This window comes from Streptomyces sp. NPDC091281 (assembly GCF_044757425.1).
In the GTDB taxonomy this organism is placed as follows: Bacteria; Actinomycetota; Actinomycetes; order Streptomycetales; family Streptomycetaceae; genus Streptomyces.
The window spans coordinates 617,691-631,724 of sequence record NZ_JBIVUY010000001.1 but is presented as its reverse complement, the minus strand read 5'-3'; the positions used below and the strand labels follow the sequence as shown (position 1 = coordinate 631,724).

The following is a 14,034-nucleotide window of genomic DNA, read 5'->3' as shown; positions in this document are numbered from 1 at the left end:
CGGTGCGCGCGAGGAGGGGACGGAGAAGCGAGTGCCGCATACGATGAGCCGCATGGGTGACGTACTGGCCGGATCTCATGCCGCCTGGGAGTTCGAGACCGACACCGACGCCGGGTCCCGCTCCGTCCTCATCCGCTACGAACGGGGCCTGCGCACCCCCAAGCTGTTCGCCGCGCTCGGCGAACGGCGGGTGCCCCTGGCGGCGGTCGCGGACGTGACGCTGGAGGAGGGCCGCCGCGGGAGCGTGGTCCTGCGGCTGGTGCCGCGCCCCGGCGCCGACCCCCTCACCGAGGCCGCCGCGGGCCAGCTCAAGGAGTCCTGCGACCCCTACCGGCTGACCCTGCCCCCCGACGCGGAGTCCCTCGCCCGGCGGTGCGCCGACGAGCTGCGCGCCGCCCTGCCCGCGTCCGGGCCCGCCGAACGGTTCCTGGTGGACGCCCCGGAGGTGCCGCTGTCGTTCAAGGCGTACGACGCGAAGGCCTCGTTCGACGGGCGGACCGTACGGTTCCGCTGGTTCTGGACCGGTGCCTCCTCCGCGAAGTGGAAGGCGGGCGACCAGCGCTTCGCCGTCTCCGACCTGTGCGGGGTGGAGTGGCGCTCCCCCGAGGCCGCCGAGGGGCACCTGCGGCTGCTGCCCAGGGACGCCCCGGCGGACGGCGACCCCGCGCCGACCGACCGGGACCCGGCCTCCGTGGTCTTCGGGCCCGGCTACGGCGCGGTGCACGAGTCGCTGCCGTTCGCGGCGGCCGTCCTCGCGGCGGTCCGCCCGCGCTCCGCCGTGACGGCCGCGGCCGCCGGGTCGGGCGTCGGCGCCGTGACGGCCGTGCCCGCGCCGCGCCCGGACCCTGCCGAGGTCGCCGCACGCATCCGGCACCTCGGCGAGCTGCGCGGCGCGGGGCTCGTCACCGACGCGGAGTTCTCCGCGAAGAAGGCGGAACTGCTGTCGGAGCTGTGAGCGGGAGCAGCCCGGCGGCCGACAGCGGCCGGGCTGCCGGGCCGCTCGGGCCGCCGGGGTCACCCTGGCGGGCGGCGGCCCGCGCGGGTCACTCCCGTCCGGCGGAGGTGAAGGTCATGTCGGCGTAGCGGTCGCCCGCGACCTTGCCCGCGACCGGCTCCAGCAGCGCCAGCTCCTCCTCGCCCAGGACGAGGCCGACCGCGCCGACGTTCTCCTCCACCCGGCCCGGCTTGCGGGTGCCCGGGATCGGCACCACCGGCAGGCCGTGCACCGACGCCCGCTGCTGCACCCAGGCCAGGGCGACCTGCCCGAGGGTGGCGCCGTGGGCGTCGGCGACCGTGCGCAGCGGCTCCAGCAGGGCCGCGTTGGCCGCCGCGTTCTCCCCGGTGAAGCGGGGCTGCTGGCGGCGGAAGTCGCCCTCGGTGAGGTCCTTCTCCGCGTTGCCGAACGAGCCGGTGAGGAAGCCCCGGCCGAGCGGCGAGTACGGCACGAGGGTCACGCCCAGCTCGCGGGCGGCCGGGACCACTCGGGCCTCGATGTCCCGGCTGAACAGAGACCATTCGGACTGGACGGCGGCGATCGGGTGGACGCCGTGGGCGGCGCGCAGTTCGTCGGCGGTGACCTCGCTGAGGCCGAGCTGCTTCACCTTGCCCTCGCGCACCAGGTCGGCCATCACGCCGACGGTCTCCTCGATCGGCACGTCCACCTGGCGGCGGTGCATGTAGTAGAGGTCGATGACGTCGACGTCCAGCCGCTTCAGGCTCGCCTCGACGGCCTGGCGGATGTACGGCGCGTCGTTGCGGATCACCCGGCGGGTGGGGTCGTCCGGCGGGATCGACAGGGCGAACTTGGTGGCGATGACCACCTCGTCGCGGTGGGCGGCGAAGAAGGGGGACAGGAAGCGCTCGTTGTCCCCGGCACCGTAGGCGTCCGCCGTGTCGTACAGGGTGACGCCCAGCTCCAGCGCGCGTTCCAGGGTGGCGCGGGAGGCGTCGGTGTCGACGGGGCCGTAGGCGAAGCTCATGCCCATGCAGCCGAGGCCCTGCACACCCACCTCGGGGCCGCCTTCGCCGAGGCGGGCGGTGGGGAGGGGGGTCGGGGCGGACAGGCGGGACGGGGTGGGCTGGGCGGACGGGGCGTGCGGGTCCGGCTGGCCGGTCATGGGGTCCTCTCCGATTCGTACGCGTGCGTGGAGTCCGCGTAGAACGTGATCTTGCGGTCGAGTACGGCGAGCGTGTCCTGAAGCTCCGCGATCCGGGCCCGGACGTCGCGCCGGGTGCGTTCCAGCAGGTCCCGGCGTTCGACGAACGTGGTCTCGCCCGCGCGCACCAGCTCGGCGTAGCGCACCATGTCGGCCACCGGCATCCCGGTCAGCCGCAGCTTGCCGACGAGGTCGAGCCAGTCGAGGTCGCGGTTGCTGTAGCGGCGCTGGCCGGTGTGCGAGCGGTCGACGTGCGCCATCAGCCCGATCCGCTCGTACCAGCGCAGCGTGTGCGCGGTCAGCCCGGTGAAGGCGACCACCTCACTGATCGTGTACGCGTCCTGCCCGTCGGGGCGCGGATACCGCGGCGGCGGGGCGGAACAGACGTCCTCGGGCGCGTCGGCGCCGTGAGCGGTGGGGGCGGCGGGGGCCGGGTGGTCCTCGGTGGTCACGGGCGTGGAGTGCAACACCGTCATGCCTTCCACGCTATGACCTTCGAGCGCACTCCAAGCAAGCGGAACCGGAGAGAAGTCCGCGGGGCGGCCCGGTCTCCGGTCTTGCCAGCACGGCCGTGAACGGGCTGAAGGAGGCGGAACCCGAGTCGGACGACGGGTCCGGGTTGTCCGGCATCATCGCTGTTCATGGGGGTCTCATGACACTGATCTGACACTGATCCGCAAGGGATCACGGCGGATCGTGGTCGACGGGACGGCCTACCGCTGGCGCCTGCGAGGCAGGCCGACCTGCTCCCAGGGCCTGACCTGGTCGCCGTGCACGTTCGCGGTCGAGCACGCGGACACCCCGGGCAGGACACTCCTGGTCACCACCGACCAGCCACATCCGAGCAACTGGATCGGCCGCGCGGCCCGCCCCGTACTGCCGTCCAACGTGGCCACGGCCGTTCGGCTCGCCCTGCACCTGGGCTGGACTCCGACAGCTCCGGGCGCCGCGTTCCATCTCGACCGGTCGACAGGCTTCGAGCCCTGGAGCTGAGCGGAACTGGCGAAGTGGCGAGCGCCCGCCGCTCCATCGCTCACTCGTTCTGGTGCGGCTGTGGTGTACGGGTTGATGTGCAAGTCACGTTTCTGGGAGCTGCCTTATGAGTTCCTGTAGACGCAGAGCCCTCTCCAAGTCCTGCCCGAACACGTGGGGACGCTGCTGGGCGAGGGGCTGATAGATGTCGACGGCGCGGGTGGCTGCGGTCAGCGCCTCCTTCCGACGCCCCAACCCCGCCAGATGGACGGACTGATTGTTCAACGACATGGCGAGATCGGGGAGAAAAGCATCAGGCCGCCGGTCGGCAAGGGTCTGATAGGTGTCGACGGCACGGGCGACAGCAGCCAGCGCCTCCTCCCGACGCCCCAACCCCGCCAGATGGACGGACTGATTGTTCAACGACATGGCGAGATCGGGGAGAAAAGCATCAGGCCGCCGGTCGGCAAGGGTCTGATAGGTGTCGACGGCACGGGTGACAGCAGCCAGCGCCTCCTCCCGACGCCCCAACCCCGCCAGATGGTTGGACTGGTTGTTCAACGAGCTGGCGAGATCGGGGAGAAAAGCATCAGGCCGCTGCTCGACAAGGGTCTCGCGGATCTCGACGGCACGGGCGACAGCAGCCAGCGCCTCCTCCCGACGCCCCAGATCCGCCAGATGGACGGACTGGTTGTTCAACGACATGGCGAGATCGGGGAGAAAAGCATCAGGCCGCCGGTCGGCAAGGGTCTGATAGGTGTCGACGGCACGGGCGACAGCAGCCAGCGCCTCCTCCCGACGCCCCAGATCCGCCAGACGGTTGGACTGGTTGTTCAACGAGCTGGCGAGATCGGGGAGAAAAGCATCAGGCCGCTGCTCGACAAGGGTCTCGCGGATCTCGACGGCACGGGCGACAGCAGCCAGCGCCTCCTCCCGACGCCCCAACCCCGCCAGATGGACGGACTGATTGTTCAGCGAGATGGCGAGGGCCGGGAGATCGGGATCGGGTGAATCGTGGTGGTTGACCAGGACTGTGGTGAGGTCGGCGGCCCATGCCCTGAGCGCCAGGGTGGTGTCAGGGATCTGGTCGCTGAGGTCGTGGAGCAGTGCGATGTCCGACGTAGTGCGGGTCAGTTCGGTGAGTGCGGCGATCAGGGGGGCCGGGTGGGGGGTGCGGGTCGCGGTGGTCAGGGCGGCCGGGCCCAGTACCGCCGGGGCGGCAGTGACGGCCTCGCGCAGGATGTGGCTGATCGCGTCTCGGTGCTGGGGGTGCTGGCTGGTGCGGGCCAGGACGGTCAGGGCCTGGGTGGCCTGCTGGTCGGGGAGTTCGGTGAGGAGGCGGGTGAACAGGGGCCGTTCGCGGGCGGCCTCGGTGCCGAGGTGGTGCTCTGCGATCCGGTCGGGCTGGAGACTGCCCCATTCCGCTTCCGCGGGTGAGGGGTACAGATCGGTGAGCCAGGTGGCCAGCTCGCCGCGTACGGCGGCCGCGCTGTCGTCGTTCAGGCCGGGCAGGTGGGCCAGAAGCGCACGGGCGTCGTCGCGGTCGGTCGCGGGGACCAGGCAGGCCAGGGCGACGGCCAGGGCGCGCGTCTGTGTCCCCGTACGCTCCCCGCGCAGTGCCTCCCGGCTGCTGGCGGTGTCGTCCCAGTAGGCACGTTCATGTCCCAGGAGCCGCCCTTCGAGGGAGTTGGCCGGGTTGGGTGGCTGGGGGATGCCGGTCGCGTCGAGCAGGGCGAGGAGTGCGGCCATCTGGACCGACAGCGGCGTGTCGAACTCGCTGCCCGCCAAGGGGGGCCGCGCGGCCGGGGCAAGGACGGCGGGCAGGATGGTGGGCCAGTCGGTGGACGGGGACAGGCGGTGGAGCCGGGCGCCGAAGTCTTTCACCGCCTGCCGGTAGGCGGTGGCGCGGTCTTCGGGGGTGTGGTGCAGGGCCGGTACCGGGGTGACGGTGGCGTGGGCCAGGGCCTGGCCGTGGGGGTGCTGCGCGGCGCGGGTCCACCAGTCGCCCGCGGCGCGGGCGAGGGCCAGTACCCGTACCTGGCTGGTCGCCTGGTCGTGGTCGACCGCTTCGAGCAGGGCATGGAGCTGCGGGGTGCGGGTCTCGGCGTAGTCGACGACGATCAGCAGCGGGCGGCCCACCTGGGACAGGACGTCCAACGGGACGGTGGTGTCCGTCGTGAGGCGGACCGTCGTCCAGCCGCGGGCCGTCATCCGGGCGGCCAGCTCTCCGGACAGCCGGGTCTTGCCCGCACCGCCCTGGCCGGTCAGCAGCCGTGCCCGCACCGGGCTCTCACCCCACCCCCAGATCCCCTCGGCTCCCGTACCCGGCGCGCTGGACGCCGCGTTCGCGGGGTCGGGTTCGGGTTCGGGTTCGCACCAGTGGCTCAACTCCTCCAGGAGGTCGTCGCGGCCCATGAAGGACACGACCGCTTGCTCGGGGCGCAGTAAGTCGGCCGGTGAGCGGGGTGGCCGGGGTGCGGTCAGGCGGTCGGTGACGTCCTGGAGGTCGGCCGGTTCCAGTGACATCGGTCGTCCCGTGTGCTCCCCGACCAGTCGGCGTACGACCGGGTCCGACGCCAACGCGTAGGCGGGCAGGGCCTCCAGCTGGGTGTGGCTCCAGCCGGGTGCGTCGCCGACCACCACCCCGGTCAGCAGCGGCAGCGTGCCCGGCCCGTTGCCGCACCACAGGGCCGCCCCCGACATTCCGGCCCACGGCGAGACCCCCTCCCGTGGCGCCGCGCCAACGTCCCCGGCCAGGACGTAGCGGTCACGGTCCCGGCCGCTCACCGGCAGCACGCGTCCGTCCCGCTGCACCAGCGACACCGCTTCTCCGCCGGTCTTCCCGACCTCCGGAAATCCGAGCGCCTGCGCGGGACAGGGCTGCATGGTGACCAGCCGCCCCCATCGCACCCCGGGCATCGGCCGCTCCGACAGATCCGCGTCCGCCAGCAGCAGTGCCGCGTCCCACCCCTGCGGACCTTCTTCCAGCCGCTGCCACACGACCTGGCACGTCACCGGCCCCGGCCGGTCCAAGAGTTGGACCGACACCCGCGACGCGTCCTTCAGCACGTGCGCGGCCGTCAGCACCAGCCGTCCGCCCAACACGTACCCCGACCCCCGGGCCTCCCCCGACCGCACCACTGCCACCCGTGCCCTGTCCACCCCGATCAGCCCTCCATACGGCCGCGCCCGACATTCCGCACCGCACCACCACGCGGGCCGGGACCCCCCTGGGCCGGCCCGCGTGCCGGTCCGGCCCTACTCGCCGAAGCGGGAGCCCATCAACTCGCCCGTCTGATCCGGCTGGTCGGTGTTCACGTGATACGTGCCGTTGGTCACCGTGTCCTTCGGCGTCAGCACCAGCTTCACGCGGTGCACCGACGCCTTCGACACCGATCGCTCCGCCCCGGCCGACACCACCCACGCCTTCACACCGAGCTTGCCCTTGCCCTCCTTGCGCATCTCCACCGAGAACTCCAGCTCCACCGGCCCCACCTCGAACCGCGGACCGCTCCCCCCGCCCGCCGCCGCGGCCATCAGCTCGGCCCGCAGGTGCTCCACGGCCTCCGCGATACCGATCTCCTCAGCCATCCCCGGCCCCTTCCCCATGACACGTAGCGAGTCACCGCCCCGGCGGACGGTGCACCCGTGAGGACGACCACCCCCACCGGAAGAGTTCCCCGACCCGCCCCACGACAGAAAACGATCAAAAATGCCCAACTCGGCGCCCATAGCGATCGCTACGCGCACGATTTCCCGAGGGAATCGGAGAGGAGTCCGAACGGCAGACCCCCGACCGGCCCCGGATAGGCTCTGGCGCATGTCGCTCCACAGCCTCGCGAGTCTCGCGCAGATCGAGAACTGGCCGGTCCCGACCGCGGCGGCGGGTGTCGTCCGGGCCGACGGGACCGTCCTCGGTACCCACGGGCCGGTCGACCGGCCCTTCCCGCTCGCCTCGGTCACCAAGCCGCTCGCCGCGTACGCCGTGCTCGTCGCGTACGAGGAGGGGGCGGTCGAGCTGGACGAGCCCGCCGGGCCGCCCGGGGCGACCGTCCGGCACCTCCTCGCCCACACCTCCGGGCTCGCCTTCGACGAACACCGGGTGACGTCCGCGCCCGGGGAGCGGCGGCTGTACTCCAACGCCGGGTTCGAGCAGCTCGGGGACCATGTCGCCAAGGCGACGGACATCCCGTTCGCGGAGTACCTGCGGCAGGCCGTGCTGGAGCCGCTGGGGATGGTGTCCACCTCGCTGGAGGGGTCGCCCGCGAAAGACGGGGTGTCCACCGTCGGGGACCTGCTGCGGTTCGCTGCCGAGGTGCAGGCGCCGCGGCTGCTCGATCCGCGGACCGTGGCGGAGGCGATGAGTGTGCAGTACCCGGGGACGAAGGGGGTGCTGCCGGGGTACGGGCACCAGAACCCCAACGACTGGGGGCTGGGGTTCGAGATCCGGGACGGGAAGGCGCCGCACTGGACGGGGGCGGGGTCGTCGCCCCGGACCTTCGGGCACTTCGGGCAGTCCGGGACGTTCCTGTGGATCGACCCGGTCGCCGGGGTGGCGGCGGTCGCCCTCACGGACCGGGCGTTCGGGGCGTGGTCGGTGGAGGCGTGGCCGGGGTTCACGGACGGGGTGCTGGCGGAGCTGCGAGGCTGACGCGGTGCGGTTTTCGCCCCCGCCGCCCTTTCCCTGCCCGACCCTCGGGGGCTGCTTCCCCGCCCCCCTCATGCCCATGGGGCGGGGAGATCTCACAGGTGAAGAAGGGGCCCGGCTGAAGCCTCATCTGCCGAAGTCCGGCCGCCGCGGGGGGCGTTGGTGCAGCCACCGCAGGATCATCAACGGGATCCTGTACATAAACCGGACCGGGGTGCCGTGGCGGGATCTGCCTGCGCGTTCCGGCAAGTGGAAGACTGTGTACGAGCGGCACCGGCGCTGGTCAGCGGATGGCACGTGGGACAGACTCTTCACGGCTGTCCTGGCCGATGCCGACGCGGAAGGCCGCATCGACTGGTCGATGGTGAGCGTGGACCCCACTTCCTGCCGGGCCCACCAGCACGCCGCCGGGGCACGCAAGAAGCCTCCGCGGCTGCCGGGAAAAGGCGCATGCCCCAAGCAGCACCGCCTGGCCATCTTGGCGGAGACAAGCGGAGATAAGGCGTATTCCTCCCGCCGCAACCGCCGCTACCTGCGGCGACGCCAGATCAAGCACACGATCCCCGAACCGAAGAACCAGCCAGCCGACCGCCAAGCCCGCGGCAGCGGGGGCGGCCGACCACCCGGATTCGACAAGCGCGCCTACCTTTCCCACGGCACCGTCACGCTCGCCTCGATCAGACTCTGGCCCCGCCCATGACCCGGACAGGGCCTAATGTGCGGCGTCCAGTTTCGCCCGCTGGTCCTGTGTGAGGTCGAGGTCCGCCGCCGCCAGACTCTCCTCCAGCTGAGCCACCGAGGACGCGCCCACCAGGGGGACAACCGGGATCTCGCCACCGATCAGCCAGGCGAGGACGACCTGGTTGTGCGTGGCTCCTGTCTCCGCCGCGATCTCGGCCAGGGCGGCGAGGCGGGTGGCCGTTCCCGCGTTCTGGTAGCCGGGATCCAGAGGCTTGTCCGTACGGCCGTAACTGCCGTTCAGGAGCGGGGAGTACGCGACCAGGGAGAGGGACGGGTCCTCGCGGAGGTAGCTGAGGTGGTCGCCGGAGGTGACCCCCAAGTCGCCGTCGGGAGAGCGGAGTGTGGGCTCGTCGGTGCGGTGGCGGAGGTAGCTGTGGTGGTACTGCAGAACCTCGTAGCCGGGCAGACCCGCGGCTGCCGCCAGGGTCCGGGCGCGCTCCAGGCGCCAGACACGATGGTTGCTCGCGCCCAGCAGGCCCACCGTGCCGTCGGCGACGACGGCGGCGAAACCGTCCACCGTCTCCTGGAGCGGAACGCGGGGATCCTCGATGTGCGCGTAGAGCAGGTCCAGCTTGTCCGTGCCGAGGTTCTCGCGGCTGCGCTCGGCCGACTCGCGGATCGTCTTCGTGGTGAGGCTCTCGACATCCTTCGTGAAGGTCGAGGTGGGGTGGTTGGGGCGGCCGCCGAGCTTGGTGGCGATCGTGATCTCGTCGCCGACGCCCCGGCTGCGCCGCCAGCGTCCCAGGAGCTGCTCGCTCTCGCCGCCCTGGGTGCCGTTGACCCAGAACGCGTAGTTGTTGGCGGTGTCGATGAACGTGCCGCCGGCTTCGACGTACCGGTCGAGGATCGCGTACGAGGTCGCCTCGTCGGTGGTGGTGCCGAACCGCATGGCGCCGAGGCTCAGGACGCTCACCTTGCGGCGGGTGTCCGGATTCTGACCGATGGTGCGGTAGCGCATGCGGGGGCCTTCCGAAGGGGGTGCCTGAGGCTTCGGCGGCGAGTCTGCTTGCTGGAGTGCTCTCGAAGTCAAGGGGCGCCTAGGTCAGACCAGCCCCCTCGGATCGGGGAGTGGGTCATCAGGTACCAGACCGCCACGACCGCGGCATGATCCGCCGGACAGGGCCAACCTCCACGCCGGCTGTCCAGCACACCGAGACGGGTGGTTGTGGGTGGGCAGGCGCCCTCAGGGGAGGTGCCACACCAGTAGCTCCGAAGGGGACGTCGCCGTGAGGGGCAGGGGCTTCGTCCGAGGCGGGATTCGGGCCGCGTCGCCGGGGGTGAGGGGGATGTCGGCCACGGTGGCGGCGCCGTGGACGAGGTGGACGTAGTGGCGTTGGTCCGGGGGGAGGTCGAGGCGGGCGTCCGGGGAGAGGTGGTGGACGCGGAGGGAGCCGCCGGGCACGGTGAGCGGGGTGTCGTCGGGGAGGGCGCGGGTGAGGGCGTACGAGGGTGGGCCCGCGGCGTCGAGCGGGGGTGTGAGCCACATCTGGACGAAGGTGAGGGGGGTCGCGCCGTCGTTGCGTTCGATGTGGCGGACACCGGAGCCCGCGCTGAGCCACTGGACGTCACCGGCCCGCACCACCGTCTCGTGGCCGTCCGAGTCTCGGTGGGTCAGCTCCCCCTCCACCACCCACGTGACGATGTCCGTGTGGCTGTGCGCGTGCTCCTCGAATCCGGCGCCCGGGGCGAGCCGTTCCTCGTTGACGGCGACGAGGGCGCCGAAGCGGAGGTTGTCGGGGTCGTAGTGCGGGCCGAAGGAGAAGGCGTGCCGGGTGTCGATCCCGGCCGCCGGGTCCCCGCCGCGGTAGCGCTCGGAGGCGCGCCGTACGTCGATCACGCGCACCACCGTAGCCCCGCCGCCGTACCGCGCGGGTCCGCACCGTGACCCGGCCACGCACCCGCCCGGCCCGATAAGGCAGTCTTGTCCCCGTGCCCGAACCCGAAGCCAGTGACATCCGCCCCGCGGCGCGCGCCGTCCACCCGCACGCAGGCACGCTGAAGCGGCTGGAGAAATCGTCCGGGAACCTCGCCGCCCACGCCATCGCGCGCATGGACGAGACCCTGCCGTGGTATCGGGCGATGCCCCCGGAGAACCGTTCCTGGATCGGTCTGGTGGCGCAGGCGGGCATCGCCGCGTTCACCGAGTGGTTCCGGCAGCCGGACGCACCGCAGGCGATCTCCACCGACGTCTTCGGGACGGCGCCGCGCGAGCTGACGCGGGCCATCACGCTGCGCCAGACCGTGGAGATGGTGCGCACCACCATCGAGGTCATGGAGAGCGCGATCGACGAGGTCGCGGCGCCGGGCGACGAGAACGCGCTGCGCGAGGCGCTGCTGGTGTACGCCCGCGAGATCGCCTTCGCCACCGCGCAGGTGTACGCGCAGGCCGCCGAGGCACGCGGCGCCTGGGACGCCCGCCTGGAGTCGCTGGTCGTGAACGCCGTCCTCAGCGGGGAGGCCGACGAGGGCGCCGTCAGCCGGGCCTCGGCGCTCGGCTGGAGCGCGCCCGAGCATGTGTGCGTGGTGCTGGGGACCGCGCCGGAGGGCGACTCCGAACTGACGGTCGAGGCGATCCGGCGGGCGGCCCGGCACGCCAAGCTCCAGGTCCTCACCGGCGTCCTGGGCTCGCGGCTGGTGGTGATCGCGGGCGGCAGCGACAACCCGGTGGGGGTCGCCAAGTCGCTGATCGGGCCGTTCGCGGCCGGGCCGGTGGTCGCGGGGCCCGTGGTCCCCGACCTCCAGGCGGCGACCCGGTCCGCGCAGGCCGCCGCCGCCGGGCTCAAGGCGTGTGCGGCCTGGCAGGACGCGCCGCGGCCGGTCCTGGCGGACGATCTGCTGCCGGAACGCGCCATCGCCGGTGATCCCGGCGCGCGCGAGCAGTTGGTGGAGGAGATCTACAGACCGCTGGAGGAGGCGGGTTCGGCGCTGCTGGAGACGCTCGCCGTCTACCTCGAACAGGCGTCCAGTCTGGAGGGCGCCGCGCGGATGCTGTTCGTGCATCCCAACACCGTGCGCTACCGGCTGCGACGTGTGACTGACGTCACCGGTTGGTCACCCTCGGATGTACGCTCTGCCTTCACCCTGCGGATCGCGCTGATCCTGGGACGTCTCGTCGACGGCGATCCTCAGGCCTAGTCTTTTGTCGGGGGCCCACAAATCCCCCCGCCGTTCTTCGTCCTTGTCCCCACGGGCGGCCGTGGCCGCCCTCAAGAGAGAGTGTGAGAGTGCTCGTACTCGTCGCTCCCGGCCAGGGCGCCCAGACGCCCGGCTTCCTGACCCCCTGGCTCGAACTGCCCGGCGCCGCCGACCGCGTCGCCGCGTGGTCCGACGCCATCGGACTGGACCTCGCCCACTACGGCACGCAGGCCGACGCGGACGAGATCCGCGACACCGCGGTGGCGCAGCCGCTGCTGGTGGCGGCCGGAATCCTCTCCGCCGCGGCACTCGGTGACATCGCGGACCTCGGTCCCGGCGCGGTCGCCGGGCACAGCGTCGGCGAGATCACCGCGGCCACCTTCGCGGGTGTCCTCGACGACACCTCGGCCCTGGCCCTCGTCCGCCGCCGCGGTCTGGCGATGGCGGAGGCCGCCGCGGTCACCGAGACCGGCATGTCGGCGCTGCTCGGCGGCGACCCGGAGGTCTCCGTCGCGCACCTGGAGAAGCTGGGCCTCACCCCGGCCAACGTCAACGGCGCCGGTCAGATCGTCGCCGCCGGCACCCTCGACCAGCTCGCCGCGCTGAACGAGGACAAGCCCGAGGGCGTCCGCAAGGTCGTCCCGCTGAAGGTGGCCGGTGCCTTCCACACCCGCCACATGGCCCCGGCCGTCGAGATCCTTGCCGCCGCCGCCAAGGAACTCACGCCCGCCGACCCGGCGTTCACGTACGTCTCCAACAAGGACGGGCAGGCCGTCGCGACCGGCGCGGAGGTCCTGGAGCGTCTGGTGGGCCAGGTCGCCAACCCGGTCCGCTGGGACCTGTGCATGGAGACCTTCAAGGCGCTGGGTGTCACCGCGCTGATCGAGGTGTGCCCCGGCGGTACGCTCACCGGTCTCGCCAAGCGCGCGCTGCCCGGTGTGAAGACGCTCGCGCTGAAGACCCCCGACGATCTCGACGCGGCCCGTGAGGTCATCGCCGAGCACCGCGCCTGACCTCGTGCCTGACAAGGAGTCGACGATCATGTCGAAGATCAAGCCCAGCAAGGGCGCCCCGTACGCGCGCATCCTCGGCGTGGGCGGCTACCGGCCCACCCGTGTGGTGCCCAACGAGGTGATCCTCGAGACGATCGACTCGTCCGACGAGTGGATCCGTTCGCGTTCCGGCATCGAGACCCGGCACTGGGCGAACGACGAGGAGACCGTCGCCGCCATGTCGGTCGAGGCGTCGGGCAAGGCCATCGCGGACGCCGGGATCGACGCGGCGCAGATCGGCGCGGTCGTCGTCTCCACCGTCTCGCACTTCAAGCAGACCCCGGCCGTCGCCACCGAGATCGCGGACAAGCTCGGCACCGACAAGGCGGCCGCCTTCGACATCTCGGCGGGCTGCGCGGGCTTCGGCTACGGGCTGACCCTCGCCAAGGGCATGATCGTCGAGGGTTCCGCCGAGTACGTCCTGGTCATCGGCGTCGAGCGGCTGTCCGACCTGACCGACCTGGAGGACCGGGCGACGGCCTTCCTGTTCGGCGACGGGGCGGGCGCGGTCGTCGTCGGCCCGTCGCGGGAACCGGCGATCGGGCCGACGGTCTGGGGCTCCGAGGGCGACAAGTCGGAGACCATCAAGCAGACCGTGCCGTGGACGGACTACCGCGCGGGCGAGGTCGCGAAGTTCCCGGCGATCACCCAGGAGGGCCAGGCGGTCTTCCGCTGGGCGGTGTTCGAGATGGCGAAGGTCGCCCAGCAGGCGCTGGACGCGGCCGGGATCACCTCGGCCGACCTGGACGTCTTCATCCCGCACCAGGCCAACGAGCGGATCATCGACTCGATGGTGAAGACTCTCAAGCTGCCGGAGTCGGTCACGGTCGCCCGTGACGTGCGGACCACCGGCAACACCTCGGCCGCCTCGATCCCGCTCGCGATGGAGCGGCTCCTGGCGACCGGCGAGGCGAAGAGCGGCGACACCGCGCTCGTCATCGGCTTCGGGGCGGGTCTCGTGTACGCCGCGACGGTCGTTACCCTCCCCTAGGCACTCCGTGCCGGATCACGCGGTCCGGGACGGTACACACCTTTACACCCTTGCCACACCCTCTGAAACAGCAACGAAGGAGCGCCGACATGGCCGCCACTCAGGAAGAGATCGTCGCCGGTCTCGCGGAGATCGTGAACGAGATCGCCGGTATCCCGGTCGAGGACGTCCAGCTGGACAAGTCCTTCACCGACGACCTGGACGTCGACTCGCTGTCCATGGTCGAGGTCGTCGTCGCCGCCGAGGAGCGCTTCGACGTCAAGATCCCCGACGAGGACGTCAAGAACCTCAAGACGGTCGGCGACGCGACCGAGTACATCCTCAAGAACCAGGACTGAG

General features: G+C 71.9%; 14 protein-coding genes. 8 read left to right on the top strand and 6 right to left on the bottom strand.

Translation table 11 applies throughout. The features are described 5' to 3' along the window. The first annotated feature begins 52 nt into the window (after positions 1-52). On the top strand, positions 53-955 hold the full coding sequence (locus ACIQPQ_RS02720) for a DUF4429 domain-containing protein (RefSeq protein ID WP_401298794.1): 903 nt from the start codon (positions 53-55) through the stop codon (positions 953-955). A gap of 88 nt (positions 956-1,043) precedes the next feature. On the opposite strand, the gene ACIQPQ_RS02715 is transcribed toward ACIQPQ_RS02720, so the two are convergent. Together ACIQPQ_RS02715 and ACIQPQ_RS02710 are read right to left on the bottom strand one after the other, a co-directional pair. Continuing rightward, positions 1,044-2,117 carry an aldo/keto reductase gene (locus tag ACIQPQ_RS02715; RefSeq protein WP_401298791.1) on the bottom strand — a complete coding sequence of 358 codons (1,074 nt, stop codon included), beginning with the start codon at positions 2,115-2,117 and terminating at the stop codon, positions 1,044-1,046. Then, complete coding sequence (locus ACIQPQ_RS02710) at positions 2,114-2,632, bottom strand: MerR family transcriptional regulator (RefSeq protein WP_401298788.1); 519 nt, start codon at positions 2,630-2,632, stop codon at positions 2,114-2,116. Before ACIQPQ_RS02710 ends, ACIQPQ_RS02715 begins: the two co-directional genes overlap by 4 nt. Before the next feature lie 187 nt (positions 2,633-2,819). On the opposite strand from ACIQPQ_RS02710, the gene ACIQPQ_RS02705 reads away from it, so the two are divergent. After that, on the top strand, positions 2,820-3,149 hold the full coding sequence (locus tag ACIQPQ_RS02705) for a hypothetical protein (protein ID WP_401299598.1): 330 nt from the start codon (positions 2,820-2,822) through the stop codon (positions 3,147-3,149). Positions 3,150-3,233: 84 nt separating this feature from the next. Here the strand turns inward: ACIQPQ_RS02705 and ACIQPQ_RS02700 are convergent, their stop codons facing one another. Then, positions 3,234-6,290, bottom strand: coding sequence for a tetratricopeptide repeat protein (locus ACIQPQ_RS02700; RefSeq protein WP_401298785.1), 3,057 nt, complete (start codon positions 6,288-6,290; stop codon positions 3,234-3,236). Positions 6,291-6,386: 96 nt separating this feature from the next. Next, positions 6,387-6,719 (bottom strand): trypco2 family protein, encoded by a 333-nt coding sequence (locus tag ACIQPQ_RS02695; protein ID WP_401298783.1) that lies wholly within the window; start codon positions 6,717-6,719, stop codon positions 6,387-6,389. A gap of 229 nt (positions 6,720-6,948) precedes the next feature. Between ACIQPQ_RS02695 and ACIQPQ_RS02690 the strand changes: the two genes are divergently transcribed. Beyond that, on the top strand, positions 6,949-7,779 hold the full coding sequence (locus ACIQPQ_RS02690; protein ID WP_401298780.1) for a serine hydrolase domain-containing protein: 831 nt from the start codon (positions 6,949-6,951) through the stop codon (positions 7,777-7,779). A gap of 76 nt (positions 7,780-7,855) precedes the next feature. Next, positions 7,856-8,476, top strand: a complete 621-nt coding sequence (locus ACIQPQ_RS02685) for an IS5 family transposase (RefSeq protein ID WP_401298777.1) — start codon at positions 7,856-7,858, stop codon at positions 8,474-8,476. A gap of 12 nt (positions 8,477-8,488) precedes the next feature. Here the strand turns inward: ACIQPQ_RS02685 and ACIQPQ_RS02680 are convergent, their stop codons facing one another. Together ACIQPQ_RS02680 and ACIQPQ_RS02675 are read right to left on the bottom strand one after the other, a co-directional pair. Next, entirely contained in the window at positions 8,489-9,475 is a 987-nt protein-coding gene (locus tag ACIQPQ_RS02680; RefSeq protein WP_401298774.1) for an aldo/keto reductase, read from the bottom strand. Between the two features lie 225 nt (positions 9,476-9,700). Continuing rightward, positions 9,701-10,351: a pirin family protein gene (locus tag ACIQPQ_RS02675; RefSeq protein WP_401299596.1), complete on the bottom strand. Its 651-nt coding sequence runs from the start codon at positions 10,349-10,351 to the stop codon at positions 9,701-9,703. A 95-nt stretch (positions 10,352-10,446) separates the two neighbouring features. On the opposite strand from ACIQPQ_RS02675, the gene ACIQPQ_RS02670 reads away from it, so the two are divergent. The 4 genes from ACIQPQ_RS02670 (at position 10,447) to ACIQPQ_RS02655 (ending at position 14,033) form a co-directional block, all read left to right on the top strand. Next, positions 10,447-11,652 (top strand): PucR family transcriptional regulator, encoded by a 1,206-nt coding sequence (locus ACIQPQ_RS02670; protein WP_383776231.1) that lies wholly within the window; start codon positions 10,447-10,449, stop codon positions 11,650-11,652. Between the two features lie 89 nt (positions 11,653-11,741). Then, positions 11,742-12,665, top strand: a complete 924-nt coding sequence (locus ACIQPQ_RS02665) for an ACP S-malonyltransferase (protein WP_401298771.1) — start codon at positions 11,742-11,744, stop codon at positions 12,663-12,665. A 28-nt stretch (positions 12,666-12,693) separates the two neighbouring features. After that, the gene (locus tag ACIQPQ_RS02660; RefSeq protein WP_401298768.1) at positions 12,694-13,695 is read left to right on the top strand and encodes a ketoacyl-ACP synthase III; all 1,002 of its coding nucleotides are present in this window, start codon (positions 12,694-12,696) and stop codon (positions 13,693-13,695) included. Positions 13,696-13,784: 89 nt separating this feature from the next. Next, positions 13,785-14,033 carry an acyl carrier protein gene (locus ACIQPQ_RS02655; protein ID WP_383776224.1) on the top strand — a complete coding sequence of 83 codons (249 nt, stop codon included), beginning with the start codon at positions 13,785-13,787 and terminating at the stop codon, positions 14,031-14,033. Position 14,034: the final 1 nt, after the last annotated feature.

Bases quoted from the DNA above. Each gene is read 5' to 3' on its own strand.
- ACIQPQ_RS02720 (WP_401298794.1), top strand. From the start codon at position 53: ATGGGTGACGTACTGGCCGGATCTCATGCCGCCTGGGAGTTCGAGACC.
- ACIQPQ_RS02715 (WP_401298791.1), bottom strand. From the start codon at position 2,117: ATGACCGGCCAGCCGGACCCGCACGCCCCGTCCGCCCAGCCCACCCCG.
- ACIQPQ_RS02710 (WP_401298788.1), bottom strand. From the start codon at position 2,632: ATGACGGTGTTGCACTCCACGCCCGTGACCACCGAGGACCACCCGGCC.
- ACIQPQ_RS02695 (WP_401298783.1), bottom strand. From the start codon at position 6,719: ATGGCTGAGGAGATCGGTATCGCGGAGGCCGTGGAGCACCTGCGGGCC.
- ACIQPQ_RS02690 (WP_401298780.1), top strand. From the start codon at position 6,949: ATGTCGCTCCACAGCCTCGCGAGTCTCGCGCAGATCGAGAACTGGCCG.
- ACIQPQ_RS02685 (WP_401298777.1), top strand. From the start codon at position 7,856: ATGGGGCGGGGAGATCTCACAGGTGAAGAAGGGGCCCGGCTGAAGCCT.
- ACIQPQ_RS02680 (WP_401298774.1), bottom strand. From the start codon at position 9,475: ATGCGCTACCGCACCATCGGTCAGAATCCGGACACCCGCCGCAAGGTG.
- ACIQPQ_RS02660 (WP_401298768.1), top strand. From the start codon at position 12,694: ATGTCGAAGATCAAGCCCAGCAAGGGCGCCCCGTACGCGCGCATCCTC.
- ACIQPQ_RS02655 (WP_383776224.1), top strand. From the start codon at position 13,785: ATGGCCGCCACTCAGGAAGAGATCGTCGCCGGTCTCGCGGAGATCGTG.